Source organism: Falsigemmobacter intermedius (assembly GCF_004054105.1).
In the GTDB taxonomy this organism is placed as follows: domain Bacteria; phylum Pseudomonadota; class Alphaproteobacteria; order Rhodobacterales; family Rhodobacteraceae; genus Wagnerdoeblera; species Wagnerdoeblera intermedia.
Genome location: NZ_SBLC01000010.1, coordinates 88,929 through 115,914, shown reverse-complemented (window position 1 = coordinate 115,914; position 26,986 = coordinate 88,929). Strand labels below are relative to the sequence as shown.

General features: G+C 63.0%; 26 protein-coding genes. 17 read left to right on the top strand and 9 right to left on the bottom strand.

The window, feature by feature from the left end; genetic code table 11:
- Positions 1 to 7: 7 nt before the first annotated feature.
- Genes tcuB through EP867_RS09215 form a run of 3 tightly spaced genes read right to left on the bottom strand, consistent with a single transcriptional unit; the run spans position 8 to position 3,222 of the window.
- Positions 8 to 1,075: a tricarballylate utilization 4Fe-4S protein TcuB gene (gene tcuB / locus EP867_RS09225; RefSeq protein WP_128488410.1), complete on the bottom strand. Its 1,068-nt coding sequence runs from the start codon at positions 1,073 to 1,075 to the stop codon at positions 8 to 10.
- Positions 1,065 to 2,498: an FAD-dependent tricarballylate dehydrogenase TcuA gene (gene tcuA / locus EP867_RS09220; protein WP_128488407.1), complete on the bottom strand. Its 1,434-nt coding sequence runs from the start codon at positions 2,496 to 2,498 to the stop codon at positions 1,065 to 1,067. Before tcuA ends, tcuB begins: the two co-directional genes overlap by 11 nt.
- Positions 2,499 to 2,544: 46 nt before the next feature.
- Positions 2,545 to 3,222, bottom strand: coding sequence for a GntR family transcriptional regulator (locus EP867_RS09215; RefSeq protein ID WP_128488405.1), 678 nt, complete (start codon positions 3,220 to 3,222; stop codon positions 2,545 to 2,547).
- Positions 3,223 to 3,486: 264 nt separating this feature from the next.
- Here EP867_RS09215 and EP867_RS09210 point away from each other — a divergent pair, with 264 nt between their 5' ends.
- The gene (locus EP867_RS09210) at positions 3,487 to 4,923 is read left to right on the top strand and encodes an NAD-dependent succinate-semialdehyde dehydrogenase (protein ID WP_128488403.1); all 1,437 of its coding nucleotides are present in this window, start codon (positions 3,487 to 3,489) and stop codon (positions 4,921 to 4,923) included.
- A 33-nt stretch (positions 4,924 to 4,956) separates the two neighbouring features.
- Here EP867_RS09210 and EP867_RS09205 read toward each other — a convergent pair whose 3' ends face one another.
- On the bottom strand, positions 4,957 to 5,859 hold the full coding sequence (locus EP867_RS09205; protein ID WP_128488401.1) for a LysR family transcriptional regulator: 903 nt from the start codon (positions 5,857 to 5,859) through the stop codon (positions 4,957 to 4,959).
- A 141-nt stretch (positions 5,860 to 6,000) separates the two neighbouring features.
- On the opposite strand from EP867_RS09205, the gene EP867_RS09200 reads away from it, so the two are divergent.
- Both EP867_RS09200 and EP867_RS09195 read left to right on the top strand, forming a co-directional pair.
- Complete coding sequence (locus EP867_RS09200) at positions 6,001 to 7,065, top strand: ABC transporter substrate-binding protein (RefSeq protein ID WP_128488399.1); 1,065 nt, start codon at positions 6,001 to 6,003, stop codon at positions 7,063 to 7,065.
- A 2-nt stretch (positions 7,066 to 7,067) separates the two neighbouring features.
- Positions 7,068 to 7,859: an ABC transporter ATP-binding protein gene (locus EP867_RS09195; protein ID WP_128488397.1), complete on the top strand. Its 792-nt coding sequence runs from the start codon at positions 7,068 to 7,070 to the stop codon at positions 7,857 to 7,859.
- On the opposite strand, the gene EP867_RS20225 is transcribed toward EP867_RS09195, so the two are convergent.
- Positions 7,820 to 8,236: a hypothetical protein gene (locus EP867_RS20225; RefSeq protein WP_241656866.1), complete on the bottom strand. Its 417-nt coding sequence runs from the start codon at positions 8,234 to 8,236 to the stop codon at positions 7,820 to 7,822. The two genes, EP867_RS09195 and EP867_RS20225, sit on opposite strands and share 40 nt — an antisense overlap.
- Between EP867_RS20225 and EP867_RS20220 the strand changes: the two genes are divergently transcribed.
- The 5 genes from EP867_RS20220 to EP867_RS09170 are packed head-to-tail and all read left to right on the top strand — an operon-like array spanning position 8,235 to position 12,348.
- On the top strand, positions 8,235 to 8,660 hold the full coding sequence (locus tag EP867_RS20220) for an ABC transporter permease (RefSeq protein WP_241656865.1): 426 nt from the start codon (positions 8,235 to 8,237) through the stop codon (positions 8,658 to 8,660). The two genes, EP867_RS20225 and EP867_RS20220, sit on opposite strands and share 2 nt — an antisense overlap.
- 50 nt (positions 8,661 to 8,710) lie before the next feature.
- Positions 8,711 to 10,078: an FAD-dependent oxidoreductase gene (locus tag EP867_RS09185; protein ID WP_128488395.1), complete on the top strand. Its 1,368-nt coding sequence runs from the start codon at positions 8,711 to 8,713 to the stop codon at positions 10,076 to 10,078.
- On the top strand, positions 10,075 to 11,238 hold the full coding sequence (locus tag EP867_RS09180; RefSeq protein WP_128488393.1) for a CaiB/BaiF CoA transferase family protein: 1,164 nt from the start codon (positions 10,075 to 10,077) through the stop codon (positions 11,236 to 11,238). Before EP867_RS09185 ends, EP867_RS09180 begins: the two co-directional genes overlap by 4 nt.
- Entirely contained in the window at positions 11,235 to 12,014 is a 780-nt protein-coding gene (locus EP867_RS09175) for an enoyl-CoA hydratase-related protein (protein WP_128488391.1), read from the top strand. The genes EP867_RS09180 and EP867_RS09175 overlap by 4 nt, the downstream gene beginning before the upstream one ends.
- Position 12,015: 1 nt before the next feature.
- The gene (locus EP867_RS09170; protein WP_128488389.1) at positions 12,016 to 12,348 is read left to right on the top strand and encodes an indolepyruvate ferredoxin oxidoreductase subunit alpha; all 333 of its coding nucleotides are present in this window, start codon (positions 12,016 to 12,018) and stop codon (positions 12,346 to 12,348) included.
- Between the two features lie 66 nt (positions 12,349 to 12,414).
- On the opposite strand, the gene EP867_RS09165 is transcribed toward EP867_RS09170, so the two are convergent.
- Entirely contained in the window at positions 12,415 to 12,723 is a 309-nt protein-coding gene (locus EP867_RS09165) for a hypothetical protein (protein ID WP_128488387.1), read from the bottom strand.
- Positions 12,724 to 13,126: 403 nt separating this feature from the next.
- Between EP867_RS09165 and EP867_RS09160 the strand changes: the two genes are divergently transcribed.
- The 9 genes from EP867_RS09160 to EP867_RS09120 all read left to right on the top strand — a co-directional run bounded on the left by EP867_RS09160 (position 13,127) and on the right by EP867_RS09120 (position 24,655).
- On the top strand, positions 13,127 to 13,675 hold the full coding sequence (locus EP867_RS09160; RefSeq protein WP_128488385.1) for a winged helix DNA-binding protein: 549 nt from the start codon (positions 13,127 to 13,129) through the stop codon (positions 13,673 to 13,675).
- A gap of 8 nt (positions 13,676 to 13,683) precedes the next feature.
- Positions 13,684 to 15,516 carry an ABC transporter ATP-binding protein gene (locus EP867_RS09155; protein ID WP_128488383.1) on the top strand — a complete coding sequence of 611 codons (1,833 nt, stop codon included), beginning with the start codon at positions 13,684 to 13,686 and terminating at the stop codon, positions 15,514 to 15,516.
- A gap of 22 nt (positions 15,517 to 15,538) precedes the next feature.
- Positions 15,539 to 17,068 (top strand): ABC transporter substrate-binding protein, encoded by a 1,530-nt coding sequence (locus EP867_RS09150; RefSeq protein WP_128488381.1) that lies wholly within the window; start codon positions 15,539 to 15,541, stop codon positions 17,066 to 17,068.
- 63 nt (positions 17,069 to 17,131) lie between these two features.
- Positions 17,132 to 18,055 (top strand): ABC transporter permease, encoded by a 924-nt coding sequence (locus tag EP867_RS09145; protein WP_128488379.1) that lies wholly within the window; start codon positions 17,132 to 17,134, stop codon positions 18,053 to 18,055.
- A gap of 3 nt (positions 18,056 to 18,058) precedes the next feature.
- On the top strand, positions 18,059 to 18,904 hold the full coding sequence (locus EP867_RS09140) for an ABC transporter permease (protein ID WP_128488377.1): 846 nt from the start codon (positions 18,059 to 18,061) through the stop codon (positions 18,902 to 18,904).
- Complete coding sequence (locus tag EP867_RS09135) at positions 18,901 to 20,613, top strand: M14 family metallopeptidase (RefSeq protein ID WP_128488375.1); 1,713 nt, start codon at positions 18,901 to 18,903, stop codon at positions 20,611 to 20,613. The genes EP867_RS09140 and EP867_RS09135 overlap by 4 nt, the downstream gene beginning before the upstream one ends.
- Before the next feature lie 11 nt (positions 20,614 to 20,624).
- Complete coding sequence (locus tag EP867_RS09130) at positions 20,625 to 21,386, top strand: 5-oxoprolinase subunit PxpA (protein WP_128488373.1); 762 nt, start codon at positions 20,625 to 20,627, stop codon at positions 21,384 to 21,386.
- On the top strand, positions 21,386 to 22,948 hold the full coding sequence (locus EP867_RS09125) for a 5-oxoprolinase subunit B/C family protein (protein WP_206616317.1): 1,563 nt from the start codon (positions 21,386 to 21,388) through the stop codon (positions 22,946 to 22,948). The genes EP867_RS09130 and EP867_RS09125 overlap by 1 nt, the downstream gene beginning before the upstream one ends.
- 3 nt (positions 22,949 to 22,951) lie before the next feature.
- Positions 22,952 to 24,655: an acetyl/propionyl/methylcrotonyl-CoA carboxylase subunit alpha gene (locus tag EP867_RS09120; protein ID WP_128488369.1), complete on the top strand. Its 1,704-nt coding sequence runs from the start codon at positions 22,952 to 22,954 to the stop codon at positions 24,653 to 24,655.
- A gap of 54 nt (positions 24,656 to 24,709) precedes the next feature.
- Here the strand turns inward: EP867_RS09120 and EP867_RS09115 are convergent, their stop codons facing one another.
- From EP867_RS09115 to EP867_RS09105, 3 genes are read right to left on the bottom strand one after another with little or no spacing between them, the layout of a single operon-like run.
- Positions 24,710 to 25,534 carry a sugar phosphate isomerase/epimerase family protein gene (locus EP867_RS09115; protein WP_128488367.1) on the bottom strand — a complete coding sequence of 275 codons (825 nt, stop codon included), beginning with the start codon at positions 25,532 to 25,534 and terminating at the stop codon, positions 24,710 to 24,712.
- Positions 25,535 to 25,545: 11 nt separating this feature from the next.
- Positions 25,546 to 26,220, bottom strand: a complete 675-nt coding sequence (locus tag EP867_RS09110) for an HAD family hydrolase (RefSeq protein WP_128488365.1) — start codon at positions 26,218 to 26,220, stop codon at positions 25,546 to 25,548.
- A complete protein-coding gene (locus EP867_RS09105) occupies positions 26,217 to 26,978 on the bottom strand; it encodes a glycerophosphodiester phosphodiesterase family protein (protein WP_128488363.1) in 762 nt (253 codons plus the stop codon). The genes EP867_RS09110 and EP867_RS09105 overlap by 4 nt, the downstream gene beginning before the upstream one ends.
- Positions 26,979 to 26,986: the final 8 nt, after the last annotated feature.

Here is a 26,986-nt window from a genome sequence, read left to right as displayed (position 1 = left end):
GGGCCTGTCAGGCGCCGCGTTTTTTCTGCTCTTCGATGATAAGCGCCGACAGGCGGAAGAAGCCATGCACCATCTTTGAGTAGGGCAGCAGCAGAAAGAGCGTCATCACCGTCCCCAGATGCAAAGCCAGCAGCGCCGTCACCAGCCCGGTTCCGGTGGCCGCGTAAAGCGCAAGCCCCGTGGCCGAAACCAGGACCAGCAGCACCACAAAGGCCATCTCGCCGCCCCACACGCGGGCAGCCCCGAGCGAGGGGTCGGCCTTCAGCTTCAGCCGGATCATCTCAACCCCGCCCAGAACCATCAGCAGACCGCCCGGAATCCCCAGCAGTTTCGGCGCGCTGAAAAGCCCGTAGGGCGCGGGCATCGCCAGCAGATAATGCATGAGCGTCGCCACAGAGGTCGCGGCAAAGCACAAAAGAAAGCCATACATCACCGCCTGATGCGCAAAGCGGCGGCCCTGGCTGTAGCGGTCCTCTTTCTCAAAATTGCAGCCCTCGCCATGGCCGCCAGCCAGGTTCTTCATCTTCGCGACCGAAGCAAAAGCCTCCTTCAGATCACTCAGACGAATGCAGCTGCCCCCGGTTTCGCGCCAATAGCTGCGCAGACCAAGTGCGACCAGAAAAAGCGGCAGGAGAAACGCCGGCAGGAACAGCGCCACCAGAGTGTTATGCGAAAAGACCGCGTAAAAACCGCCCTCGCCGCCCGATTTCGCCGCCATGAAAAAACCTGCGATGAGAAGCACCATAAGTCCCATGATCGCCACGCCATGCGCGTGAAAGGCTTTCGCGAAAGCGGCGGGCTTTACATGACGCTCCCAGCTGTCCTGGCGGACATTGGCCAGCGCGGCGGGGACGTTGAGATCAAACTCATGCGGCGGCACATATTGGCAGGAGTATGAGCAGCCCCGGCAGTTGTGGCAGAGGTTCGCCAGGTGGCTCAGCGTGCCGTCGGAGAAGGCCTTATCGCGGGTCATCGCCGGAAAGACCGCGCAGAAGCCCTCGCAATAACGGCAGGCGTTGCAGATCTCGATCTGGCGGCGGGCTTCCGCCATGAGGTCAGGGGTTTCAAAGGACATGAGCGGCGGCCTCCCGGCCTGCGATGCGACCAAAAACGGTGCCGATGGTCATACCAAAACCGGCCAGATAGCCCTGGCCAAGAATAGAGCCTGCGATCATCTCGCCCGCAGACCAGACGTTTTTCAGCGGACCATGGGCGTGCTGAACCTGCGCGGTGTCAGAAACCCGCAGCCCGAGATAGGTGAAGGTCACGCCCGGGCGCAGCGAATAGCCATAGAAAGGCGCCTCGGTGATCGGGCGGGCCCAGTTGGTTTTCGGCGGGCTTAAGCCTTCGGTCGCAAGGCCGTCGCGCTCGGTCGGGTGGAAGGTGCCGGGCCGGGTGGCGGCGTTGAATTCAGCCACGCGGGCGGCAAGCTTCTCACCGTCAAGGCCGAGCTTTTGGCCCAGCTCTTCGATGGTATCGGCCTTCACCGGCGGAAAGACCGAGGGCATGAACAGATCGAGAGAGCGGCTGTCGATCACCGAATAACCCACCTGATCGGGCTGGGCAGCCACCAGGCGGCCCCAGATTGCATAGCGCTTGGGCCAGGTGTCCTCACCCTCATCGTAGAACCGCTCGCAGTTTTTGTTCACCACGATCGAGAAAGGCACACAATCCAGCCGCGTGCAGATGCCGCCGTCGAATTTCGGCGCCCGCCCGTCGATGGCCACGCAGTGACACTGGGTCGGATCGCCCACCGTCAGCGCGCCCTGATCGATCATATCTTTCAAGACCACACCGCGGTTATAAGGCGTGCCGCGGATCAGGAAATTCGCAGCCGCTGGCCCCCAGGCCCGGGTCAGCCACTCCAGATCGGACTGAAATCCCCCTGAGGCCAGGACCACCGATTTGCCGCGGATCTGCTCAACCGGGCCGCCTTTGACCGAGACGTCAACATGGGTGAAGGTATCACCCTCCATGCCGATATGGCTGACCTGCGCCTCATAGATCACGCTGACGCCGAGGTCTTCGCAGGTGTTGTAATAGGCGTTCACCAGGGATTTGCCGCCGCCGAGAAAGAACGCATTCGTCCGCGAGAGTGAGAGTGTGCCCGAAAGTGAGGGCTGAAAGCGCACGCCATGGGCCTCCATCCAGGGCAGGCATTCCTCTGAGGTGCGGATCGCAAGGCGGGCGAGATGCTCATCGGTCTGGCCTTTGGTCACCAAAAGCAGATCGTTGAAATATTCCTCTTCGCCGTAGCTGCCGGTCAGAACCGAAAGCGGCCCCTGGTGCATGCAGCGGAAGTTGCGGGTATGGCGCGAATTGCCGCCCCGGTAGGTCTTCGGCGCGCCCTCAAGAATGATGACCCGCGCGCCCGCCTCTGCCGCCGTGATCGCAGCGCAGAGCGCGGCATTGCCGCCCCCCACCACGACCACATCCCAAAGCCCGCCCGCATGGGGGCCCTTCCCGGTCAGATCCCGGGGTATCAGCTCTCTGCCCATTTGCTCCGTTATCCCTGATATCCGCTGCCTGTCCCTGATCGCGCGGTCAGTCGTGAAGGCCCCTGCTCAGGCGGTGCAGAACCTGCAGTCGCGCGGCATGGGCCCCTTCCATGTGGTGACGCATCGCGGCCTCCGCCGCCGCGCCGTCTGCGGCCTGAAGGGCGGCCAGGACGGCGTCGTGTTCCTGCGCGGCGATCTGACTGCGAGCGCTGTCCTGCAGGGTGCTTGGCCCCAGAAGCAGCAGCGTCTTTTGCAGACCCCGCATCGCGCGCTGCACAAAGCGGTTGCGCGAGGCCTCAAGCAGCAGCGCGTGAAAGGCATGGTTCAGCGCGCGGGCCGTGGTGTCATCTGCCGCCGCGTGAAAGAGCGCGTTGATCCGGGCGAGTTCTGCCAGTTCCGCCGCCCCCGCCATCCGGGCCGCAAGCCGGGCGGCGGTGCCTTCCAGCACGGCGCGCATCTCATAAAGCTCCATCACCTCGGTGTAATCGAGGCTGCGGATGGTGGCACCAAGGCGCGGCAGATGCACCACCAGTCCGTCCGCCTCCAGTAGCCGTATCGCCTCGCGCACCGGGGTCCGGGAATGGCCCAGCCGCTCTGCCAGTTCCACCTCGCGCAATCGCGCGCCGGGCAGCAGCAGGCCCTCGGCGATCTCATCGAGAAGGCGTCGATAGACCAGCTGGCCCTGGGGGATTTCATCCGGCGAAGAGAGTGTTGAATCGATCATGCATCCAACTGTATCCATCTGGATGCAAAAGCGTCAAGCTTTTTGCGAACTGTTGACAGATCCACCCGCGACAAAGATCATTTTCTCAGCAGAGCATCCCTGCCTCCGGTCTCTCCCCCAGGCGCTGCGACGGAGAGGCACTGAGGGACGGGTATTGCGATCGCCTGCGTTATGTTGTCACATGCGCGCGTTCCGTCAGGACCATCTGAGTCAGACGGTGCCCATTTCCGATCATGCACCGCCCGGCGGTCCCTGAGGTTTTCCATGACAAGCTATTCCGACACGCAGCTTCTGATTAACGGCGTCTGGCGTGCCGCATCAGACGGCCGCACCATCGCCGTTCGCAACCCTGCCACCGAAGAGGTGATCGGCAAGGTCGCCCATGCCAGCCGCGACGATCTCGACGCCGCGCTCGAAGCCGCAGAGCGCGGATTTCAGACCTGGAAAAACACCTCCGCCTATGACCGCAGCAAGGTGATGCGCAAAGCCGCCGCCCTGCTGCGCGAGCGTGCCGAGGGCATCGCCGTTCTGATGACGCTCGAGCAGGGCAAACCGCTGGCCCAGTCGCGCATGGAAACCATGGGGGCTGCTGACACCATCGAGTGGTTCGCCGAAGAGGCACGGCGCACCTATGGCCAGGTCATCCCGGCCCGCGCCACCAATGTGCTGCAGATCACCATCAAAGACCCGGTCGGCCCGGTCGCAGCCTTTACGCCCTGGAATTTCCCCATCAACCAGGTGGTGCGCAAACTCTCGGCCGCGCTTTGCACCGGCTGCTCGATCATCGTGAAGGCCCCGGAAGAAACCCCCGCCTCGCCTGCCGCCATGATCGCCTGCTTTGTCGATGCAGGCGTGCCTGCCGGTGTCGTCAACCTGGTCTTCGGCGTGCCTGCCGAGATCTCGGAATATCTGATCCCGCATCCGGTGATTAAGAAGATCAGCTTCACCGGCTCGACCCCGATCGGCAAGCAACTGGCCGGGCTGGCCGGGCTGCATATGAAGCGTGCCACCATGGAACTGGGCGGCCATGCCCCGGTGATGATCTTTGACGACGCCAATATGGATCAGGCGATCTCATTGATGTCGATGCATAAATTCCGCAATGCCGGGCAGGTCTGCGTCTCTCCGACCCGCTTCCTCGTGCAGGACGGCGTGGCCGATCAGTTCATCGAAGGCTTCAAAGCCGTCGCCGAGAAACTGAAGATCGGCAATGGTATGGAAGACGGCATCGACATGGGCCCGCTGGCCAATGACCGCCGCATTCCGGCCATCGAAAAGATGGTCGAAGACGCGATTTCCAAAGGCGCGAAACTGCTGACCGGCGGCCGTCGTCTGGGCAATAAGGGCTGGTTCTATGCCCCGACTCTGCTGGCCGATGTGCCCACCGATGCCGCGATCATGAACGAAGAGCCCTTCGGCCCGGTCGCCGTGATCAACCGCATCAAAGGCGTGGATGAGGCCCTGACAGAGGCGAACCGCCTGCCCTATGGCCTTGCCTCCTATGCCTTTACCACCTCGTCGGAAACCGCGATGCGGCTGCGCAATGAGATCCGCGCGGGCATGCTGACGGTCAACCACCTTGGCCTCGCGCTGCCGGAAGTGCCCTTCGGTGGCATCGGAGACAGCGGCTATGGGACTGAGGGCGGCTCGGAAGCGGTGGAAGCCTATCTCGACACCCGCTTCGTGACCCAGGCAATCTGAGCCTTTGACCGGGCGGGGACACCCGCCCGGATCTTATCCGAGATTAAGCCGCTTCAGACGGTCGGCGATCATATCGCACATCACCGCCGAAGCCGGCTCCAGCGGGCGGCGCGCGCTGACCAGCACCCCGATGCGCAGGTCATTCAACTGCTGCGCATCGAGAGGCACAAAGCGCAGAATGCCGCTTTCCAACTCGCTCAGAAACCCCAGCCTTGTGTAAAGCCCGATCCCGCGCCCCGCGAGGATCATCTTGCGCGCCAGCGGCAGCGAATTGGTGAAAAGCGTGGCCTGGCTCTGCACCATGGAATCCGTCACCACCTGATCGATGATGGAATGCCGCCCCCGCGCATCGGTGGTCCTCACCAGGGTGTAATCGGCAATATCGTGCACCGACAGCGAACTGCGCTCGACCAGCGGGTGATCGGCGCGCAGGATGATCCCGATGGCAGCCCCGCGCCGCGCCACCGCCCGCACATCCGGGTGCAGATCGAGGACGAAAGAGACGCCGATATCCGCCTCGCCCGCCGCGACAGCCGACATGACCTCTTCGGGCTGGCAGTGGTTGATGGTGAAACTCGTCTCCGGATGCTCTTCCTGAAAGAGATCTAGCACGCGGGGCAGAAACTCCATCGAGACGGAATCGATGGTGGCGATCCCGATATGGGCCGCACGCAGATCGCGGATATCGCCGAGGCGCAACTGGACCTGACGGTATTCCATCAGGGTGCGGCGGCAATGTTCGAGGACGATTCGTCCCGCAGCGGTCAGCTCCACCCCTTCGGCAGTTCGGGAGAGGAGTTTCACCCCAAGCTGCTCCTCCACACTGATAATCTTGCGATTAACCGCCGTTGAGAAAACGTTCAGCACGGCTGCTGCTTTTCTGATCGAGCCCTGTCTCGCCGTCTCGTCAAGATAGCGCAGAAAGATCGAATGCATGCGGGCATCCCCCCGAATCGTGGTGCAAAAAAGGCATCACTGATGGACAAGATTGCTTCTATGCCCGGGCGCGACATACTGCCACAGTTTTCGTTAATCCAGGCCGGAAGAGCCGGAGCACCCCCGACAGGAGATCTTGAAATGACCGATCCCGCTTCGCGTAACCGTTCCGATTTTTCCGCCACCCGCCGTCGCTTTCTGGGCACTTCTCTTGCCGCTGCCGGGGCCTTTACGGGGGGCAGTCTGCTGACCTTCCTGCCCGCCGGCGCGCAGGATCTTTACACCTGCCGGATGCAGCTGGGATGGCTCGCATCTAACGGAATTTTAGGCGAAATCGCCGCTGACGAGAAAGGCTTTTACGCAGAGGAAGGTCTGAAGCTTGAGATCGTTCCGGGCGGCCCGAACGTCGACGGGATCGCCTCAGTTGCCTCCGGGTCAGCCAATCTGGGATCTTACTCGTCCTCGCCTTCGCTGATGCTGGCGCGTTCTGCGGGGATGCCGATCAAATGCATCGCCGCAGGCTATCAGCGCCACCCCTTCACCTATTTCTCGATGAAGTCGAAACCGGTCGCCAAACCGGAAGATATGATCGGCAAAAAAGTTGCCACCAATGGCACGGCAAGGGTGCTGCTGCAGGCGCTACTGGCCGCCAATGGCCTCAAAGAAGACCAGCTGGAAATCTCGGTCATGGGCTCGGATGTGGCGCCGCTGCTGACCGGTCAGGTCGATGTGGTCACCGGCTGGCGCACCAATACGCCGGTGCTGGTGGCGCTTGGGGACGACCGGGTGGAGCTGACCCTTTGGGACGCAGGCGTGCAGCTTTACGCCAACCCCTATTACACCACCGACGATATGCTGGCGAACCATAAGGACAAGGTTGTCGCCATGATGCGCGCCTCGGCACGCGGCTGGGCCTGGGCCTTTGAGAACCGCAAAGAAGCGGTCGAAATGCTGGTGAAGCGCTATCCCAATATGGTGCTGGCGGATGAGCTGGCGACCGTCGATATGCTGATGGATGAATACTGCTTCAACGAGCAGACAAAGGCCAATGGCTGGGGTCAGATGACCCGCGAGAACTGGCAAAAGCAGATCGAGCAATATGCCGCGCTCGGCCAGTTCCAGGGGCCGGTGCCTTCGGTTGATGACATCATGACGCTGGAGATCCTTGAAGCCACCGCCGACGTGCGCGCCAAATTCGGAGCATGACCATGGGGCTGGACCTTTCCGCAGCCGGGGTGACCCCGAAGGCGGCCGTGCTGAAGCGGGCCTCGGTGCGCTTCGGGCAGTTCACGGCCATCGAAGATCTGTCGCTGGAGATTGAGGCGGGGGCTTTTTACTCCGTCCTCGGCCCTTCGGGTTGCGGCAAATCCACCCTTCTGCGCCTCGTCTCGGATCTGGTCCCGGCGGCTTCGGGCAGCGTTGAAGTCTTAGGCAAAACGGTCGAGGAAGCCCGTCTGGCGCGGGAATTTGCCTTCGTCTTTCAGGATGCAACCCTGCTGCCCTGGCGCTCGGCGCTGAAAAACGTCGAACTGCCTTTGGAGATCGGCAGATCCCGTGGCATCCGTCCGCCCTCAGGGGGGCGCAGCCCGCGCGAACTGCTGGAGCTGGTGGGGCTGAAGGGCCGCGAAGACGCGCTGCCGCATGAGCTCTCGGGCGGTATGCGCCAGCGGGTCGCCATTGCCCGCGCGCTGGTCTGCCAGCCGCGCATTCTTCTGATGGATGAGCCCTTCGGCGCTTTGGATGAGATCACCCGCGATCACCTGAACCTGCAGCTTCTCAATATCTGGCAGGAGACCGGGGTGACGGTTTTGTTCGTCACCCATTCCATTCCGGAAGCGGTCTTTCTTGGCCAGAAAGTGCTGATGCTGAAAGCCCGCCCCGGTCGTCTGAAAGAGGTGGTCGACATTGATCTGCCCTATCCGCGGCTGATCCGTGACCGCGAAAGCCCTGAGTTCATCCGCTATGCCTCGCGGCTGCGCGACATTCTGGAGCAATGCTGATGGCCGCTATTGACCGCACCCCGGCAACGACCACCGATCCGCAACTCGCAGCCCTGCGCCGTGAGCGCTTTATGAAGGCCGCCCTGCCGATCGGCACGGGACTTGGCCTTCTGCTGGCCTGGGAGCTTGGCGTGCGGCTTTTCAAAGTGCCGCCCTTCATCGCCCCCGCGCCCTCTGACGTGGCGATGGTTTTCGTCAATCAATGGCCGCTGCTGGCGTCGAACTTCTGGCCCACCTTCTATGAAAGCGTGCTCGGCTTTATCGCCGGGAACACTATCGCGATCCTGCTGGCCGTGGCTTTCGTGCATTCGCGCACCGCAGAGCGCGGCTTTCTTTCCCATCGCGGTTTTTGTCAACACCATTCCGGTGCTGGCCATGGCGCCCATCCTGGTGCTGATCTTTGGCGCAGAGTTGACCGCCAAAGTGATGATCGCGGCGCTGATCTGCTTCTTCCCGACGCTGGTAAACATGGTCCGGGGCCTGCAGTCGGTCAGCCCCCAGGCGCTGGAACTGGCGCGTATTCTCTCGGCCTCAAAGTCAGAAGTTTTCTGGAAGATCCGCCTGCCCTCCTCGCTGCCCTTCCTGTTCTCGGCGCTGAAGATCGCGGCCACCACCTGTGTGATCGGGGCCATCGTCGGTGAATGGGTGGGTGCGGATAAGGGCCTTGGCGCGCTGATCCTCGACAGCACCTTCAATTTCCGCTCGGCCACGCTTTATGCCACCGTCTTTTTGTCCTCAGGACTGTCGGTGATGATGTTTGGCCTCGTGTCCCAGGCAGAGCGGCTCATCGTGCGCTGGTAACGGCGCACCCCTCTCGCCTCATTCTTCTTCTTTCCATGGAGGGCCTTCGCATGTCGGAGCATCACAGAGAATTTGTGTCTCTTGCAGCCGGTCAGGTGCCGGTTGTGGCAGACTGTGATGTGGTCGTGGTGGGCGCTGGCCCGGCAGGCACCTCTGCCGCCGTCTCAGCCGCGCGCAACGGCTGTAAGGTCGTGCTGCTTGAGCGCTATCACCATCTCGGCGGCATGGCCTCGGGCGGGATGGTTCTGGTGCTCGACGATATGGTCAACGCCGGCACTGAGATCGTCACCACCGGCATCGTGTCGGAGTTCACTGAGCGGATGAAGGCCCAGGACGGCGCGATCTATCCGCCGCCCGAGGACTGCCGCACCGATTGGGAGGCCTGGAAGAAATGGTCCCGCTGGGGCGCGATCGACTTTCATTCGACCGGCATGCCGCAGCCGATCATTCATGCCGTGGCTTTTGATCCCGACTGCTGGAAGCGCGTCTCGCTCGATCTGGTCCGCGAAGCAGGGGTTGAGCTGCGCACCCATTCCTGGTTCTCAGAAGCTCTGATGGAGGGCGGTAAGATGACCGGCGTGGTGGCACAGACCAAGCTTGGCCGTCAGGCGATCCGCGCGAAAATGGTCATCGATGCCACCGGGGATCTCGATGTCGGGGCCTCCGCCGGGGCGAGCTATCTGCAGGGGCAGTTTATCGTCACCACCGTCTTCCGGCTCTGCGATGTCGACACTGCGAAAGCTGAGGCTTTCGAGTATAGCCATCCTGAGGAATACAAAGCCCTCGACCGTGCGGCCCGCCGGGTGATTGGCGGTGCCTGGGGCATGTGGTGGCTGAAGACGCCGCTGCCGGGGATTGTCTGGTGCAACTGCCCGCATATGCCAGGCTATGACGGTCTCTCGCCCGAGCATATGGTCGCCTCTGAATATGAGGGGCGCGAGCGGATGATGAAGCTTCTGGCCTTCGCCCGCGAGAACCTGCCGGGCTTTGAGAATGCGAAAATGCTGGGCGCCGCCGAGCAGATGGGCATCCGCCAGACCCGCCTTCTGCAGGGTGAATATGTCGTCACCAAAGACGATCTGAACAAGCGCCGCTGGTTTGCCGACAGCGTCTGCCGGGGCCGCGATTACTACACCCCCTACCGCGCGCTGCTGCCCAAAGGCGTCGACAATCTGATCGTCGCGGGCCGTCACTATTCGGTTGAAAGCGAAGCGCAGAAGCTTTCCCGCGAAATCCCGTCCTGTATGGCTCAGGGCGAAGCTTCGGGCGTCGCCATAGCGCTGGCTCTTCAGGGCGATGTCGCTTTGCGTGATGTCGATGCACGCGCCATTCAGAAGCAGATGCGGGCACAGGGGGCCGATCCCGGCGATGTGCCGTCATCGAACGCACTGGTTGAGACCATGGAGGCGGCCCAATGAGCACCCCGATCCTTCCCCTCTCCGGCGTGCGGGTGATCGACTTCACCCAGGTGATGCTTGGCCCCTGCGCCACTCAGGTCTTAGGCGATTTCGGCGCCGATGTGATCAAGATCGAGCGTCCGGGCGCGGGTGATCTTTCGCGCAATTTTTTCGGGCTTCCCGATGAGAAGTCGATGAACAACGTGGTCTATGCCTCGCTCAACCGCAACAAACGCTCGGTGGAACTCGACAGCAAAACGCCTGAGGGCAAGCAGGCGCTGCTCGATCTCTGCCGTACGGCGGATGTGGTGGTCGATAACTTCCGCGCCGGTGTGATGGAGCGACTCGGCTTTGGCTATGAGGCGCTCTCGAAACTCAACCCGCGCATCATCTGCGCCTCGGGCACCGGCTTTGGTCCGGTGGGGCCCTACGCCCATAAGGGCGGCCAGGACGTGCTGGCCCAGGCCATGACCGGGGTGATGGAGAAAACCTCTGACCCCTCGATCCCTCGCTCGATCTATCCGACGACGCTTTGCGACTACTCCGCCGGGATGCATCTGGTGCAGGGCATTATGGCCGCCCTTCTGATGCGCGAGAAAACCGGGCGCGGGCAAAAAGTGGGCGTGTCGCTCTACGACTCCATGCTCGCCATGCAGATGCAGGAGGCCGCACAATGGGCCGCGCATCGTGAGGTGCTGAACTGGGCTGCGATGCCGCTGACCGGCTATTTCGACGCCACCGATGGCGGTCTGGTGATCGTGGGCGCCTTCAAGCAAAATCCGCTGCGTGACATCTGCAAGGCGCTGGAGCTTGAGGATCTATCGCCACAATATCCGGATCTGCCGAGCCAGCGGGCCAATAAACCCTTCCTGCAAAAGACCTTCCGCGACCGCATCGCCACCAATACCCGCGGCTACTGGCTAGAGCGTCTGGAAGCCGAGGATCTGCTCTGCGCCCCCGTCCGCTCGCTTGGCGAAGCGCTGGAGGATCCGCAGACCCGCATCAATGGCATGCTTCTGGAGATGGACCTGCCCTATTACGGCCGCGTCACCCAGATGGCGACGCCGGTGCATCTCTCGGAAGTGACGCCGACCCTGCGCCACCTGCCGCCAAAGCTTGGCCAGCATACGGCAGAGGTTCTGGCCGAACTGGCGCAGATGCGGGAAAGTCAGCCGGCATGAGTGTTGATCTCAACATCACCGGCGGCGTTGCACGCGTCACCATCAACCGGCCTGAGCGGATGAATGCGGTAGACCTCGCCACCTCTGACCGGCTGGAAGCGATCTGGCAGCAGATTGAGCGCGATCCTTCGGTGCGCTGCGTGGTGCTGAGCGGGGCGGGCGAGAAGGCCTTTTCGGCGGGCGCGGATATGAAATCCGGCGATAAGGCGAAAAGCGGTGTGCAATACTGGGCCGATGGCAATCCCATGGGCTTTGGCGGCATCACCTTTCGTGACACGCTGAAGGTGCCGGTGATTGCTCGGGTCAACGGCTTTGCGCTCGGCGGCGGGATGGAGATGGTTCTCGGGGCCGATATCGTCATCGCAGCCGAGCACGCGCGCTTTGGCCTGACCGAGGCGCGGGTCGGGCGGCTGCCGCTTGATGGCGGGATGGTGCTGCTGCAGCGGCTGATCCCGCGCAATATCGCCGCCGGAATGATGCTGACGGGGCGCATGGTCCCCGCGGCGGAGATGGCGCGCTATGGCCTTATCAATGCGGTGGTCCCCGCCCCAGAACTTGATGCCGAGGTCGACCGCTGGATCGCGGATATCACCGCCTGCGCGCCGCTCTCGCTGCGTGCGATCAAGGCGATGATGCGCAGAACGGCGCAGATGTCGGCCCGGGAGGCGGCGGGCGCGCGGCTGCCCGAACTGATCGAGGCGCTGAACTCAGAAGACCAGCACGAAGGCGTGGCCGCCTTCAACGAAAAGCGCGCGCCGGTCTGGAAGGGGCACTGAGATGCTGGTGATCGGCGCGGCCTGCATCGACATCAAGGACGGGATCTGCACCACCTCCTGCCCGGTCGACTGCATCTATGAGGGGGAGCGGATGTTCTACATCCACCCCGATGAATGCATCGAATGCGGGATGTGCGAGAGCATCTGCCCGGTGGATGCGATCCGCTATGCCGATGAACTGCCCGCCGATCTGCAGATCTTCGAGGCGCTGAACCGCGAGGCCTTCGCCGGTTCTGAGGGCACCGAAAGCCCCGGCGGCTGGCGGCGCGGCATGGACCCGCGCCCGGACCCAGAAGCAATCCGGGACTGGCCGAAAGCTTCCGCGCCGGGCTGAAGGCCCGGCCTTTGCCGCATCAGCAGGAAGGTGGGTAAAGATGCGTCCGCGCCGCCGCCTGCCGGATTATCTGCGCAGGCGGGCGAACCGCGCCGAAATCGCAAAGACCGCATAGATCAGCACCGGCAGAAAAAACGGCCCCGGCGTCAGCAGCGCCATCCGCCAGGCATGAGAAAAATCATGCACCACCAGGTTAAAGACGACATTTCCAGACCCGGCAATCAGGGCAAAGAGCGTCAGCATCACCAGCAGATAGCCCGAATAACCGTCATCCGGCTTTCCCCAGACGGCACGCACCACCAGCACCAGGGCCAGAGCAATCAGGGCAAGGCAGATCACATCGTTTGTGTAAAACGTGGCGGGCAGCAGAGTCATGCAGGGTCCTTTCGCGGCATGGCTGGAGAATACAACCTCTGATCGTAAAGGCCAGAGCCGGTGCTGAACTCTGCCCCCTGGATATTCAGGCCGATCACGGCACAGATCTCCCGGGGAAGGCGCGCTCATAAGGCGATGTGCAGGGCCGAGTGCCGACCCGGCGCAATCTGCCCATTTTTCAGGCAATTCTGACGGCTGCCGCAGCACAGCCAACTGACAAGGTAAGCGCTCGGAACCTCAGCAAAACAAGGCATTTCCGCCGCCATTGCCGTGATCTGAGCGGCAGGGCGGCCAAAATAATTTGCGCCTCCAAGGGAACAATATACAGATTATTTATCGACATTCTGTCCACATTTTGACTACTTTTCCAAATCCGCACCGATCTGCCCCGGAGACTGCCCTGATGAGCAATGACGCCGCGCCCCTGAGTGACACGGAAACAGCCGCTGCCGTGGGGCCTGTCGTCTCGTCTTCGCATCTTGCGGGCGGTGGCTCTCCGGCACTCTCAGAGGTGGAATACGGGCTGATGGTCTTTTCTTCCGCCTTTGAGCGCTGGATGGTGCGCTGCATGGCGGCCGCAGGCCTGCCCGGGCTTTCCGCAACCGAAGTGGCGATTCTGCATTCGGTTGCGCACCGCGAGCGCGAAAAGCGCATGGCCGATATCGCTTTGGTTCTCGATATTGAGGACACGCATATCGTCTCTTACGCGCTGAAAAAGCTTGAGACGGCCGGGCTTATTCACAGCCGCCGTGACGGCAAGGAAAAGGTCGTCTCGATTTCAGAGCGCGGCTCTGCGGCCTGCACCCGCTACGGCCAGATCCGCGAAAAGCTGCTGATCGGGCTGACCCGTCAGGCCCGGCTGTCAGAGGGGGAACTCTCCGAGACGGCGGCACTTTTGCGTATGCTTTCGGGCGCTTACAACCAGGCTGCTCGCGCGGCTGCTACTTACTGAGGTCCGGTATGACGATCGCCCCTTCCCCCGAGCTGCTGCGCGTTGAAAATCTCTCGGTCAACTTCGGCGCCTCTCAGGTGATCTCGGATCTGAGCTTCAGCGTCCGCGAAGGCCGCACCACGGCGGTGGTGGGTGAAAGCGGCTCGGGCAAATCCGTCACCTCGATGTCGATCATGCGTCTGGCCGATATTGCCGGGGCGCGCTACGCGGGCGGGCGGATCATGTTCATGCGCGACGGCGGCGGGATTGATCTGCTGTCGCGCGACCAGAAGGACATGCGGCGCATTCGTGGCAATGAGATCGCGATGATCTTCCAGGAGCCGATGACCTCGCTGAACCCGGTCTTTACCGTGGGCGATCAGCTGGCCGAAGTTCTGATGCTGCATGAGGGCATGTCGAAGTCTGAGGCCCTGGCGGAAGCCGAGCGGCTTTTGACCCTGGTGCGGCTGCCCGATGCGAAGGGGCTGATTACGCGCCATCCGCATCAGCTGTCGGGCGGGATGCGCCAGCGGGTGATGATCGCCATGGCGCTCGCCTGCCGGCCGAAACTGCTGATCGCTGATGAGCCGACGACCGCGCTTGACGTGACGGTGCAGGCCCAGATCCTCACGATCATGAAGGAACTGCAGGCCGAGCTTGGCATGGCGATGATTTTCATCACCCATGACATGGGCGTGGTGGCAGAAATGGCCGATGACGTGGTGGTCATGTGGAAGGGCCGCAAGGTCGAAGAAGGCCCGGTCGAAGAGGTCTTTGCCAGCCCCAAACACCCCTATACCCGTGCGCTCCTCTCGGCGGTCCCGAAACTCGGGTCGATGACCGGACAGCCCTTCCCGCTGCGCGAGCAGCTGACCATTCTGGAAGACGGTGCGCCGAAACTGGTGGGCGAGAACCGCGCCCAGGACACCGCGCGCTATGACCAAAAGCCGGTGCTGGAAGTCCGCGATCTGCTGGTGCGCTTTGACATCAAAAAGAACTTCTGGGGCAAGGCGACCCATCGCCTCTCAGCCGTCAATCACGTGAGCTTTGACATTTACCCCGGCGAAACCCTCGCGCTGGTGGGGGAATCCGGCTCCGGCAAATCCACCATCGGCCGCACGATCCAGCAGTTGCAAAAAGCCGTCTCGGGCGAGATCCGCTTTGGCGGCCGCAGCCTCTCAGAGATGAGCATGTCCGAGCGGCACAATCTGCGCCGCGACGTGCAATATATCTTCCAGGACCCCTTTGCCTCGCTCGATCCGCGCAAAACCGTGGGCTATTCGATTGCCGAGCCGATCCGCACCCATGGCCTTCTGGACAATGACCGCGCCATCAACGCCCGTGTGGGCGAATTGCTGGAGCGCGTGGGCCTGCAGCCCGCCATGGCCTCGCGCTATCCGCATGAGTTCTCCGGCGGGCAGCGCCAGCGGGTCTGCATTGCGCGGGCGCTGTCGTCAAAACCGCGCCTGATTATCGCCGATGAGGCGCTGTCGGCCCTCGATGTCTCGGTTCAGGCCCAGGTGATTAACCTCTTTATGGATCTGCAGAAGGATGAGGGGCTGTCTTATCTCTTCATCAGCCACGACATGGCGGTGGTGGAGAAGATGAGCCACCGGGTCGCGGTGCTTTATCTGGGCCAGATCATGGAGTTGGGCTCACGCGCCCAGGTCTTTGAGGACACCCGTCACCCCTATACAAAGCGGCTTTTGTCGGCGGTGCCGGTGGCTGATCCGCGCCTTCGCGGCCCACGCGTGATGCTGGAAGGCGAAATCCCCTCGCCCGTCCGCCCCGTCGGCCAGGAGCCGAAAGTGCTGCCTTTGCAGGAAGTGGCTCCCGGCCATTTCGTTGCCGCCACAGAATAACCAACAAATGGGAGTTTTCACCATGGCACTGACCCTGAAGCTGAAGGTCGCAGCCGCAGCGCTGCTGCTGGCCAGCTCGGCCCTGACCGCTCCGGCCCTTGCCGCCGGCAAGCTGACCGTTTCTTCGCCGCAGGATCCCGGCTCCTGGGACCCGATTGACACCTTCCTGGTGAACTGGGCCTCGGCTGCGACCAATATCTTTGAGGGCCTGACCTATCGCGGCCCGGATATGAAACTGGTCCCCGGTCTGGCGGAGTCCTGGGAAGAGCTGGATGAGGGCAAGCGGCTGCGCTTCAAGCTGCGCCAGGGTGTCAGCTTCCACAACGGCGAGCCCTTCAACGCCGAAGCCGTGAAATTCACCTTTGAGCGTCTGCTCGGTGAAGAAGGGGGCAAAGGCCCGCAACGCTCAAACTACACCGCGATTGAAGCGGTTGAGATCGTTGACGAATTCACCGTCGATCTGAAGCTTTCGCGCCCCGATCCGGTGCTGCTGACCAAGCTTGCAGGCTATGGCGCCATGATCGTGCCGCCGAAATATATCACCGAGAAAGGTGATGAGCATTTCAACCTGAACCCCGTTGGCACCGGCCCCTTCAAAGTCGTCGGCTATGAGCCGAAAGTGGCGCTGAAGATGGAAGCTTTCGCTGACTATCACGGCGATAAGGCGAAGATCTCGGAGCTGGAGTTCCGCTTCATCACCGAGCCTGCGACCGCTGTGGCCGAACTTCAGGCCGGCCGCGTCGATCTGGTGATCCCGCCGACCATCCCGGTCTCGATGATCCCGACCATCAAGGCTGACGAAAACCTTGAACTGGTCTCGACCGCGGGTCCGACCGTCTATGCGCTGCGCTATAACACCCGCGACGGCATCACCGCCGATCCGCGCGTGCGCAAAGCGCTGATCATGGCCGTCGATCGTGAAACCATCGTCAAAGAGATCCTCGGCGGCGAAGCCGAAGTGATCGGCCAGTTCCAGGGCGCGCTGTCCTTTGGCTATGATGAGACGCTGAAGCCGCTGCCTTTTGACCCCGAAGGCGCGAAAAAGCTTCTGGAAGAAGCCGGTGTGAAACCGGGCGCGACCATTGAGATCGACATTCGCGGCAATGACGCCACTTTTGGCGAAGTGACCCAGGCCGTGGCGGCTTATCTGTCGATGGTCGGCGTCAATGCCACCATCCGCCCGCATGAAACCAACACCCTGCTCAATGACATCGTGCCCCAGGGCAAAACCGGTGCCATGTTCCAGCAGTCCTGGGGTGGCTGGACTTTTGACTACGACAACACCGCTTACTCGATGTATCACTCGGGCGAGAAGTGGAACCCCTACGACTCCGACGCGGAGCTTGACAAACTTCTGGAAAGCCAGCGCCCGCTGACCGACCGCGCAGAGCGCGAAGTGATCCTGAAACAGATCGCCAATTACGCCGCCGAGCGCGCGCTGGAGATGCCGCTTTACAACCAGAACGCCATCTTCGGCATCAACAAGCGCGTCAAAAACTTCACCCCCGTTCCGGACAGCCGCCTGCGCCTGAACGAAGTGGAAGTTGAGTGATCTGAAATCATGCAGCCCTCCGGCACAGCGCCGGGGGGCGGCCTTTGCCAATAAGGGTGTCCGATGCTCGGCTTCATCTTAAAACGCTTTCTGCAGGCGGCCTTTGTGGTCGTGGCCGTCAGCCTCATCGTGGCGGTGGCCATCCGGATGACCGGAGACCCTGCGCTGATGATCTCGCAGAATGCCACCAATATCACCGAAGCCGATCTGATCAAAATCCGCGAGGGTCTGGGTCTGAACCAGCCCTTCTATCTGCAGTATCTCGACAGTCTGAAGGGTCTTCTGACCTGGGACTTCGGGCGCAGCTTCGTGGGCGGCACCCCGGTCAATCTGCTGGTCGAAAAGGCGCTGCCTGCCACGCTGATGCTGGCCTTTGCCTCGATGTTTGTCTCGATCGTCATCTCGATCCCGCTTGGGATCAAAGCGGCGGTGTCAAAAGGCAAATGGGCCGATCAGATGATCCGCATCTGCTCGCTGGTGGGGCTGTCGTTTCCGAACTTCTGGCTGGCGACCATGCTGGTTCTGCTTTTTGCCGTGACGCTGAAATGGCTGCCGCCTTCGGGCATGAGCGGCTTTGAAAGCTTCATCATGCCCGCGCTGACCATGGGGGTGATCCTGACGGCCACCAATGTGCGTCTGGTGCGCACCACCATGCTGGAGACGCTGTCGGCGCAATATGTGATGGTCGCCCGCGCCAAGGGTCTCTCAGAGAGCAAAGTTCTTTACAAACACGCGCTTCGCAACTGCGCCATTCCGCTGATCACCTATTTCGGGCTGCAGTTCGGCGGTCTTCTGGGTGGCATCGTGGTGATTGAGCGGGTCTTCAACTGGCCCGGCATGGGAACGCTGGCCTTTGATGCGGTCTCGGCGCGGGATTACCCGGTGCTGCAGGCCGTTATCATGATCCTGTCGCTGATGATTGTGGGTGTGAACCTGCTGGTCGATATCGCCTATGGGCTGGTCGACCCCCGTATCCGGAAGGAATGAGAGATGTCGGCCGCAACCTCTTCGCTTTCGCGGTTTAAATCGCTGGAATTTATCCTGGGCAGCGTTCTGCTGGTGCTGATCGTGGGATCGGTGCTGCTGTCGCAGTGGCTCTTTGTGGATCCGACGAAAATCTCGCTCTCCGCCCGTCTGGTGGAGCCTTTCACACGTCCCGATCACCCCTTGGGCACCGATGCGCTTGGCCGCGATATTCTGGCCCGGGTGGCGGGCGGCGGCTGGATCTCGCTGAAGGTGGGCTTCATCTCGGTCGCGGGATCAGTGGTCTTTGGCGTGGTGATGGGGCTTGTTGCGGGCTATTACCGCGGCTTCTGGGACATGCTGGTGATGCGCTTTGCCGATGTGCAGCTCGCACTGCCCTTCATCCTGCTGGCAATCACCTTTGTGGCCATCGTCGGCGGCTCGCTGACCAATACCATCATCCTGCTGATCGTGAGCCAATGGGTGCAATATGCCCGCCTCGTGCGCGCATCGGTGCTGTCGCTGCGGGAGCGCGAGTTTATTCTTTCCGCCAAAGCGATTGGTGTCTCGGATTTCGGCATCATTCTGCGCCACATCCTGCCGAACCTGCTCGGGCCGGTGATCGTTTTGATGACGCTGAACGTGGCCAATAACATCCTGCTGGAAAGCTCGCTCACCTTCCTTGGTCTGGGTGTTGATCCGTCCATCCCCTCCTGGGGCGGCATGCTGGCGGAGGGGCGCACCTATCTGCAGACCGCCTGGTGGATCTCGGTCGTGCCGGGGATGGCGACCCTTCTCACTGTGCTCGGCCTCAACCTCATGGGCGACTGGCTGCGCGATACACTTGATCCGACGGGGAGGACGAACCGGTGATCCTTTTTGAAACCACGCTGCAACCGACCCTCGCCGCGCTGAAGCCCGCAGCCTCTGCGATTGAGACCTGGAGTTTCGATGACGCCGCCACCCGCCGCGCGGCAGAGGCCCGCTTTGCGGCCGCAGGCATCACCGCGCGCTGCCGGTCTGCCTATAAACCGCTCGTCTGCGCCTTTCGCGAAGAGATCGCGACTGAAGGCCTGATCGCGGCTGAGATTACCTACCCGGTTCATCCCGCCGCAGCGCCCCGCCGCTTTCTGCTGGAAAGCTATCCGCTGAGCGCGCTTTATCCTGAGACCGCCTTCACCTTCACCGCCGCTCCTGCGTCAGAGGAGATCCCGGCCTACCAGCTGCGCCTCACCTATCAGGACGGACGCAGCCTTGGGGCCAGCGTCCTCGCCCCCAACCGCCAACATAAGGACTATTCCGGCGGCATGGTTCTCTCGCCCTGCGGCTGGATGGTGCAGGAGGGGCGCGGCGCGGCACTTGAGACCGATTATGAGGCGCTTTTTCACAGCGCCATGACCGCGATTGAGGGCCATGACTGGGGCCAGGAGCCCTGTTTTGAAGAGCTGAACATCGCTGTCACCCATCCGGCAGGGGACGAAGACCTGGGCTATGGCGATGAGGTCCTCTCGCTGGCTGAGGCGCTGCATGAGGATTTCTATTTCTCGCTGCTCGAATGTTTCCAGCGCCGTCTGGGCAAACCGGCAGGGGCACGCGATCTGCGTCCCGGTCAGATCGTGCCCGAGATCCGTCAGGGCGAAATGCCCTCGGTCCGGGTTGCGCTGCGTCCGCTTGAGGCGGTCTCGGTCTCGGATCACCTGCAGGATCTTGAAACCGCGGGCCGTGCGCTTTCACAGGTGCAGATTGCCCGCGAACTCAGCGCCATCCCCGGCGATGAGCTGACCGCCCGCGCGGTCTCAGGCCGCAGCGTCACGGCGCACCATCACAAAGGCCGGGGCCGCAGCCTGATTATCTCGGCGGGCCAGCATGCCAATGAAACCTCCGCCCCGATCGGCTGTCTGCGCGCGGCGCAGGTGCTGGCAAAGCGCGGCGCGGAGTTCGTCATCTCGCCGCTGGAAAACCCCGATGGCTATGCGCTTCACCAGCGCCTCATCGCCGATAACCCGCGCCACATGCATCACGCTGCGCGTTATACCGCGCTTGGCGATGATCTTGAGTATCGCCACGAGGAGCCCTTCTTCGAAAAGGGCATCCGCATCTCCGCCGAAGCCGCCTGCCCCTCGCTTTTGCATGTCAACTGCCACGGCTATCCGGCCCATGAATGGACGCGGCCGCTGTCGGGTTATATCCCGCGCGGCTTTGAGATGTGGACGGTGCCGAAAGGCTTTTTCCTGATCCTGCGCCATCTGCCCGGCTGGGGGGCTGCCGCCCGCGCGCTGATGGAGCGGGTGACCCTGGCGCTCAATGACGTGCCCGGCCTTCGGGCCTATAACGAACGTCAGATTGCGCTGTTCAACATCCATGCCGGTGAGACCGGGTTTGAGATCCTGAACGGCTTTCCGGTGCTGATCGGTGAGGATCTGCGCCACAGCATCCCGCTGACGCTGATTACCGAATACCCCGATGAGACCGTCATGGGAGATGCCCTCCGCGCCGGTCACGCCGCCCAACGCGCCACCGTGCTTGCCGCCCATGAGGCGCTGCAGGCACTGGATGAAGCGCTTTTTCCCCCTTTGTCGTGAGGTCTATGTCCATGGCACAGATTGATCTGAACTCTGATCTTGGCGAAAGCTTCGGCCCCTGGCCGATGGGCGATGATGCCGCCATGCTGGCGATTGTCACCTCCGCCAATATTGCCTGCGGCTTTCATGCGGGCGACCCGGCGGGCATCCTGCGCACCCTGCGCGAGGCGGCAGTGCGTGGCGTGGCGGTGGGGGCGCATATCGGTTACCGCGACCTCGCGGGTTTCGGGCGGCGCAATATGGCCGTGGGCTATGATGATCTTTTCGCCGAGACCATCTTTCAGATCGGCGCGCTTCAGGGGCTGGCGAAGGCTGCGGGCACCCGGGTCAGCTATGTCAAACCCCATGGCGCGCTTTACAACACCATCGCCCATGATGCGGCCCAGGCCTCGGCGGTCATCGCGGGGGTACTGGCCGTCGATCCCGCCCTGCCGCTGATGGCGCTTGCCGGAGCGCCGGTGGTGGCCCGGGCCCGCGATGCCGGGCTTCAGGTGATCTGCGAGGCTTTCGCCGATCGCGGCTACCTGCCCGACGGGCGTCTGGTGCAGCGCGGAACCCCCGGTGCCACCATTCACGATCCGGCGCTGATCGCCGCGCGCATGCTGCGGCTGGCACGCGAAGGTGTGATTGAGGCCATCGACGGTCAGGACATCCGTCTTGAGGCGCAGTCGATCTGCGTGCATGGCGACAATCCCGCCGCCGTCGCCATCGCGCGGCAGCTGCGCGAGGATCTGGTGGCCGGCGGCATCGCGCTTCGGGCGGTCACCGGCTGATGTCGGGCCTGAGGCTTCTCGCCGCCGGGGACCGCGCGCTTCTGGCCGAGACCGGAAGCCTTGAGACTGCGCTCGCCCTTCTGGATCATCTCCAGGCAGAGCCGCCCGAGGGGATTGTCGATCTGATCCCCGCCGCGCAGACGGTGCTTTTGCGCTTCGATCCCCTGCGCACCAGCGCAGCGGCACTCTCGGCGCATTTGCAAACCCTTGATCTGACACCCCGCGCGGCCCGCAGCGGGCGGCAGATTGAGATCCCGGTGCTCTATGACGGCGAGGATCTTGGCACCGTGGCCGATCACCTTGGCCTGACGGTGGCCGGGTTGATTGCGCGGCACCAGGCGGCGGAGTTTACCGTGGCCTTCAGCGGCTTTGCGCCGGGCTTTGCCTATCTCAAATGCAGCGATCCCGGCCTGCGCGTGCCGCGCCGTCAAAGCCCGCGGGTGAAGATCCCCGCCGGATCCGTCGCCCTGGCCGGGGACTTCGGCGGGGTCTATCCCTCTGACAGCCCCGGCGGCTGGCAGCTTCTGGGGCGCACGCCGCTGAAAATGTGGGACCTGAGCCGGGAACAGCCCGCCCTGCTGGCCCCGGGCGATCGGGTGCAGTTCCGCGCCATCGAGACCTTCCCCGCCTCTGCGGGCGAGCCCTCCGACGAGGAAAGCAGACTGCCCGGAAGTCTGCACCTGACCCGCTGCGACCGCGCGGTGAGCCTGCAGGATTTCGGCAGGCCCGGCCTTGCCGGACAGGGCATCTCAGCCGCAGGGGCAATGGACCGCCGCGGGCTCGCGCAGGCCAATCTCGCGCTCGGCAATGCGCCCGACTGCCCCGCGCTTGAGATCACCTTCGGCGGGGTGCAGCTGACGGTCACAGAACCTCTGACCCTCGCGCTTGGCGGCGCGCCCTGCCCGCTCAGGATCCGCCGCAGCGACGGTACAGTGATCTCTGCCGATCCTTCACAGCCCCTGGCCCTCGATCCGGGCGAAAGCCTGAGCATCGGCACGCCGCCGCGCGGGGTTTACAGCTATCTCGCACTGCGGGGCGGCTTTGCTGTGCGCCCGACGCTCGGCTCCGCCTCCTGGGACAGCCTTGCAAAACTCGGACCACCGCCCCTCGGGGCCGGAGACAGCCTGCAGCCCGCCCATGCCCGCGCCGCCAGCACCGGCGCGCAGCCCCCGCGCGGCCTGCCTGCAGCGGGAGAGGTGATCTCACTCGACATCATCCCCGGCCCCCGCGAGGACTGGTTCACCGATGAGGGGCTGGCCCGTCTCACCTCTCAGAACTGGCAGGTGACGGCGGAAAGCAACCGCAGCGGCAAGCGCCTCTTCGCAGAACTGCCGCTGATACGGCGCGATAAGGCAGAGCTGCCGTCAGAAGGCACGGTGCCCGGCGCGATCCAGGTGCCGCATTCCGGCCAGCCGGTGCTGTTTCTGGCCGATCACCCGCTGACCGGGGGCTATCCGGTCATTGCGGTCATCGCTTCGCATCATCTCGATCTTGCGGCCCAGGTCCCGCCCGGGGCCTTCATCCGCTTCCATCCGATCCCCAGCCCTTTGCAGAAAGGCTGAACCATGAAAAAACTTCTGATCGCCAACCGCGGTGAGATCGCCCTGCGCATCATCCGCGCCGCACGCGATTACGGCGTGGCCACCGTGGCGCTTTACGCCGAGGCCGATGTCGATGCGCTTTACCTGCGCGCCGCCGATGAAGCCTGGTCGCTGGGCGCGGGCCGCGCCTCTGAGACCTATCTCAACATCGAAAAGATCCTTGAGGTCGCGGCCAGAAGCGGCGCTGATGCGGTGCACCCGGGCTATGGATTTCTGTCCGAGCGGGCCGAATTTGCCGAAGCTGTTCTTGCCGCCGGCCTCACCTGGGTCGGCCCCGGGCCGGATGTCATCCGCGCTCTGGGCGATAAGATCGAAGCGCGCCGCATTGCGGAAAGCGTCGGCGCACCGCTGGTCAAAGGCTCTGACGGACCCCTGGAGAGCGCTGAGGCAGCGGTGAATTTCGCCCGTCAGGCCGGGCTTCCCATCGCCATCAAAGCTGCCTTCGGCGGCGGCGGGCGCGGGATGAAGGTGGTGCACCGGCTGGAGGACGTGGCCGAGGCCTGGGCCTCTGCCACCCGCGAGGCGGTGGAGGCTTTCGGGCGCGGCGAATGCTACGGCGAGCAGTTCCTGAACCGCCCGCGCCATGTGGAGGCCCAGGTTCTGGCCGACAGTCACGGCAGCGTGGTGGTGCTTGGCACCCGCGACTGCTCGCTACAAAGGCGCAACCAGAAACTCGTGGAAGAAGCCCCCGCCCCCTTCCTGAGCGACGCGCAGCGCGACCGCATCCATGAGGCGGCCCGCGCCATCTGCGCCAAAGCGGGCTATCAGGGCGCGGGAACGGTGGAATTTCTGCTCTCGGAAAGCGGGGTGATCTCTTTCCTTGAGGTGAACACCCGCCTGCAGGTGGAACATCCGATCACCGAAGTCACCACCGGCATCGACATCGTCCTTGAGCAACTGCGCATCGCCGACGGCCTGCCGCTTTCGGTCACAAAAACGCCCGCACCGATCGGCCATGCCTTTGAGTTCCGCATCAATGCCGAAGATCCGGGGCGCGGCTTTCTGCCCTCACCGGGGCGGATCACTCGCTTTGCGCCGCCCTCGGGCCCGGGGGTGCGTCTCGACAGCGGGGTCGAAAGCGGCTCCAGCGTGCCGCCGATCTATGACAGCCTGATGGCCAAGCTGATCATTCATGGCCGCAACCGCGAAGAAGCCCTGGCCCGCGCCGCCCGTGCGCTGGCGGAATTTGAGATTGAGGGGCTGGCCAGCGTGCTGCCCTTCCACCGCGCCGTGATCAGCGATCCGGCGTTCACGGCCAAGGACGGACGTTTTTCGGTTTATACCAACTGGATTGAAAGCGAATTCCCCGCCCTGCCGCCCGCCCCCCGCGCCGCACCGGCAGAAGAGGGGCTGGTGCGCGGCTTTATTGAGATCGACGGCAAGCGCCACAGCTTTGGCCTGCCCGCGCATCTTCTCTCGGGGGGGGCCGCGCGGGTCACCACGGCAGAGGCCTCGCCCGCAGGCCAGCGCGTGCCGATGCCCTGCCTGCTGCAAAGCTGGCTGGTGGCAGAGGGAGAGGAGGTCAGCGAAGGCCAGCCCATCGCGGTCATTGAGGCCATGAAAGCCGAAACCCGACTGGTCGCAGAAACCTCAGGCCGGATTTCACAAAAAGCCGCAGCGGGCGAGAGCCTGACCGCCGGGCAGATCATCGCGGAAATCCGCGCCTGACAAAAAGGCCCCCCGCAGCGGACTGCGGGGGGCGCATTCGCTCAGCGCGACAGGTTACTCAGCCAGACCGCGGGCTTTCAGCCAGTCAACCGAGGGCAGGATGCCCGATTTGTTGCGCAGCTCAAGGATCAGCCGCGGGTTCGAGGTCAGCTCCCCCAGGGCGCGGAAGACTGCCGCCCAGGAGATATTGCCCTCACCGATGTTCCAGTGGCGGTCGGCATAGCCATCCGCGTCCTGCAGGTGGATATGCTGCAGGCTGTTGCCCGCACGGCGCACGAAGTAATCAACCGGCGGCGCCCCGGTCGAGCCATGGGCGTAATGCGCGTGCCCGGTGTCGATCGAAACGGCCAGGGCTTTGGTGTTGAAATCCTCAACCAGGATGCGGCGGATATCGGGGTCTTTGTCCATGATGTTTTCGACCACCATGGTCACGCCGATCTTCTCAGCATAAGCGATGACCGGATCGAGGGTCGCATGGGTGTAATCGAGGAAATTCTGATAGGCTTTGCGGCCCGGATGGTTGTCGAGGTTGTTGTAATCCCAGGTCAGATAGGGCGAATGGATCACCATCTGCGTGGCGCCCAGAAAATCACAGATCTCAAGGCCCTGCCGCATCCGGCGGGTGACCACTTTTTGAATTTCAACATCGCCGCTGGCGATGGTGAAGCCCCAGAAGGGGCCGTGAATGCCCAGACGGCCCTTATAGCCCTGCAGCAGCGCCTTTGCGCGCTCTGCTGCCGGTTTCCAGTCCGCATCCAGAGCCCCGAGTTCGCAGAAATCCTGCAGTTCCAGATCGCGGTCACGCGAGAGGATGAAATCCTGCAGGCCCTCAAGCTCTGCGACGGTCATTGCGGCACCAAGAAGGGGAAGCGTGCTCATGGAAGTCTCTTTCATTCAACGGAAGCAAAGGTCAGGGAAGCGAGCAGGGCGTGAAACTCGCCCATGCCGTGGACGACATAATCGGCACCCGCATCACGCAGGGTTTTCCCGTGGTCGGGGCGGCTGTCTGAGGGGGCAATGAAGCCCACCGCCACACAGCCCGCCGCTTTGGCGCAATGGATGCCGTGGTAATTGTCGTCGATAAAAAGCGCCTGCGCGGGGGCGATGCCAAACTCGCGGCAGGCATGAAGCGCCAGATCCGGGGCGGGCTTGGGGTTGGTCACGTGATCGGCCGACCAGATATGGCGGCCAAACCGCGCGGCCAGCGGCGTGCGGCAGAGCGACAGATCCAACCGCTTCTTGGAGGCATTCGAGCAGACCGCCATCTGCAGATCAAAATCCGCCAGAACTGCCTCAATGCCGTCGATCAGGGGGATGTGGCGGGTGAAGCCGTCAAAGAGGATCGCATCGCTGCGCGCGAAAACCGCAGCGGCGGGCAGACCCGCGGCTTCGAGCCACAGCAGCGTGTCAGAGGCCGCTTTGCCCGAAAAGATCCGCCGCGCCTCCTCCGTTTTCATCGGCCAGCCGGCCTCCGTCAGCGCCTGCGCCAGCGCTGCACAGCCCGGCGGCTCAGTATCCAGAAGCACACCGTCACAGTCGAAAAGAACAGCCTTCACCGCAGTCATGCTTTGGCCTCTTCAGTCATCAGTTCACGCAGCAGCACCGGATTGTCCGAGACGAGGAAGCCCACATCCCGCGCGATCCAGCGGCGCATCAGATCAGGCTCATTGATCGTCCAGACCGAGCAGCGCGACAGCGCGCGGCGGCTTTGGATCATCTCAAATTCGGCCTCGAAAAGGCTGTGGTGGATGCCGACGATATCGACCTCATCGCCGATCTGATCGAAAAGCCCCGTAAGGCCACCGAATTGCGCAACGCTTTGCTCATTTGCGGAAATCAGCGATTTCATCTCCGGCGCAATCGCGCGGATTTCCCGCACGACGCCCGGATCAAAACTGTGGAGCGCCGCGCGATCTGCCAGACCTGCGGCCCGGATCGCCTCAGCCGCCTTTTCGACCAGCCCGGGATAGGGACGGTTCTGAGCGTCAGATTTCAGCTCAACCCAGGGCTCAATCGCGGGGTCGATGGCGAGCAGCGCCAGCACTTCCTCCAGCGTCGGGGGGCATTCGTCGATCAGCGCCCCGTCCGGCCCGCGCAGACGAAGGCCAAGCCGCGCCTCAGGCGTCAGATCCCGCACCATGCCGGTGCCATTGGTGGTGCGCTCGAGCGTGGCGTCATGGATCACCACCAGTTCGCCTGCATCCGTCAGATGGACGTCAAACTCTACGGCCTCAAAGCTGTGTTTCAGGGTGTTGCGGAAACCGGACAGCGAATTTTCTGCCCAGAGATTGCGGGCCCCGCGATGGGCCATGATACGTGACATAGTCACTC

What these genes read in the sequence shown, in the direction of transcription:
- EP867_RS09110 (WP_128488365.1), bottom strand. Translation starts at nt 26,220, where the DNA reads ATGACTGCGGTGAAGGCTGTTCTTTTCGACTGTGACGGTGTGCTTCTG.
- EP867_RS09120 (WP_128488369.1), top strand. Translation starts at nt 22,952, where the DNA reads ATGAAAAAACTTCTGATCGCCAACCGCGGTGAGATCGCCCTGCGCATC.
- EP867_RS09215 (WP_128488405.1), bottom strand. Translation starts at nt 3,222, where the DNA reads ATGATCGATTCAACACTCTCTTCGCCGGATGAAATCCCCCAGGGCCAG.
- EP867_RS09145 (WP_128488379.1), top strand. Translation starts at nt 17,132, where the DNA reads ATGCTCGGCTTCATCTTAAAACGCTTTCTGCAGGCGGCCTTTGTGGTC.
- EP867_RS09205 (WP_128488401.1), bottom strand. Translation starts at nt 5,859, where the DNA reads ATGCATTCGATCTTTCTGCGCTATCTTGACGAGACGGCGAGACAGGGC.
- EP867_RS09125 (WP_206616317.1), top strand. Translation starts at nt 21,386, where the DNA reads ATGTCGGGCCTGAGGCTTCTCGCCGCCGGGGACCGCGCGCTTCTGGCC.
- tcuB (WP_128488410.1), bottom strand. Translation starts at nt 1,075, where the DNA reads ATGTCCTTTGAAACCCCTGACCTCATGGCGGAAGCCCGCCGCCAGATC.
- EP867_RS09170 (WP_128488389.1), top strand. Translation starts at nt 12,016, where the DNA reads ATGCTGGTGATCGGCGCGGCCTGCATCGACATCAAGGACGGGATCTGC.
- EP867_RS20220 (WP_241656865.1), top strand. Translation starts at nt 8,235, where the DNA reads ATGGCGCCCATCCTGGTGCTGATCTTTGGCGCAGAGTTGACCGCCAAA.
- EP867_RS09155 (WP_128488383.1), top strand. Translation starts at nt 13,684, where the DNA reads ATGACGATCGCCCCTTCCCCCGAGCTGCTGCGCGTTGAAAATCTCTCG.
- EP867_RS20225 (WP_241656866.1), bottom strand. Translation starts at nt 8,236, where the DNA reads ATGGCCAGCACCGGAATGGTGTTGACAAAAACCGCGATGGGAAAGAAA.
- EP867_RS09130 (WP_128488373.1), top strand. Translation starts at nt 20,625, where the DNA reads ATGGCACAGATTGATCTGAACTCTGATCTTGGCGAAAGCTTCGGCCCC.
- EP867_RS09180 (WP_128488393.1), top strand. Translation starts at nt 10,075, where the DNA reads ATGAGCACCCCGATCCTTCCCCTCTCCGGCGTGCGGGTGATCGACTTC.
- EP867_RS09140 (WP_128488377.1), top strand. Translation starts at nt 18,059, where the DNA reads ATGTCGGCCGCAACCTCTTCGCTTTCGCGGTTTAAATCGCTGGAATTT.
- EP867_RS09160 (WP_128488385.1), top strand. Translation starts at nt 13,127, where the DNA reads ATGAGCAATGACGCCGCGCCCCTGAGTGACACGGAAACAGCCGCTGCC.
- EP867_RS09165 (WP_128488387.1), bottom strand. Translation starts at nt 12,723, where the DNA reads ATGACTCTGCTGCCCGCCACGTTTTACACAAACGATGTGATCTGCCTT.
- EP867_RS09200 (WP_128488399.1), top strand. Translation starts at nt 6,001, where the DNA reads ATGACCGATCCCGCTTCGCGTAACCGTTCCGATTTTTCCGCCACCCGC.
- EP867_RS09185 (WP_128488395.1), top strand. Translation starts at nt 8,711, where the DNA reads ATGTCGGAGCATCACAGAGAATTTGTGTCTCTTGCAGCCGGTCAGGTG.
- EP867_RS09150 (WP_128488381.1), top strand. Translation starts at nt 15,539, where the DNA reads ATGGCACTGACCCTGAAGCTGAAGGTCGCAGCCGCAGCGCTGCTGCTG.
- EP867_RS09105 (WP_128488363.1), bottom strand. Translation starts at nt 26,978, where the DNA reads ATGTCACGTATCATGGCCCATCGCGGGGCCCGCAATCTCTGGGCAGAA.
- EP867_RS09210 (WP_128488403.1), top strand. Translation starts at nt 3,487, where the DNA reads ATGACAAGCTATTCCGACACGCAGCTTCTGATTAACGGCGTCTGGCGT.
- EP867_RS09175 (WP_128488391.1), top strand. Translation starts at nt 11,235, where the DNA reads ATGAGTGTTGATCTCAACATCACCGGCGGCGTTGCACGCGTCACCATC.
- EP867_RS09115 (WP_128488367.1), bottom strand. Translation starts at nt 25,534, where the DNA reads ATGAGCACGCTTCCCCTTCTTGGTGCCGCAATGACCGTCGCAGAGCTT.
- tcuA (WP_128488407.1), bottom strand. Translation starts at nt 2,498, where the DNA reads ATGGGCAGAGAGCTGATACCCCGGGATCTGACCGGGAAGGGCCCCCAT.
- EP867_RS09195 (WP_128488397.1), top strand. Translation starts at nt 7,068, where the DNA reads ATGGGGCTGGACCTTTCCGCAGCCGGGGTGACCCCGAAGGCGGCCGTG.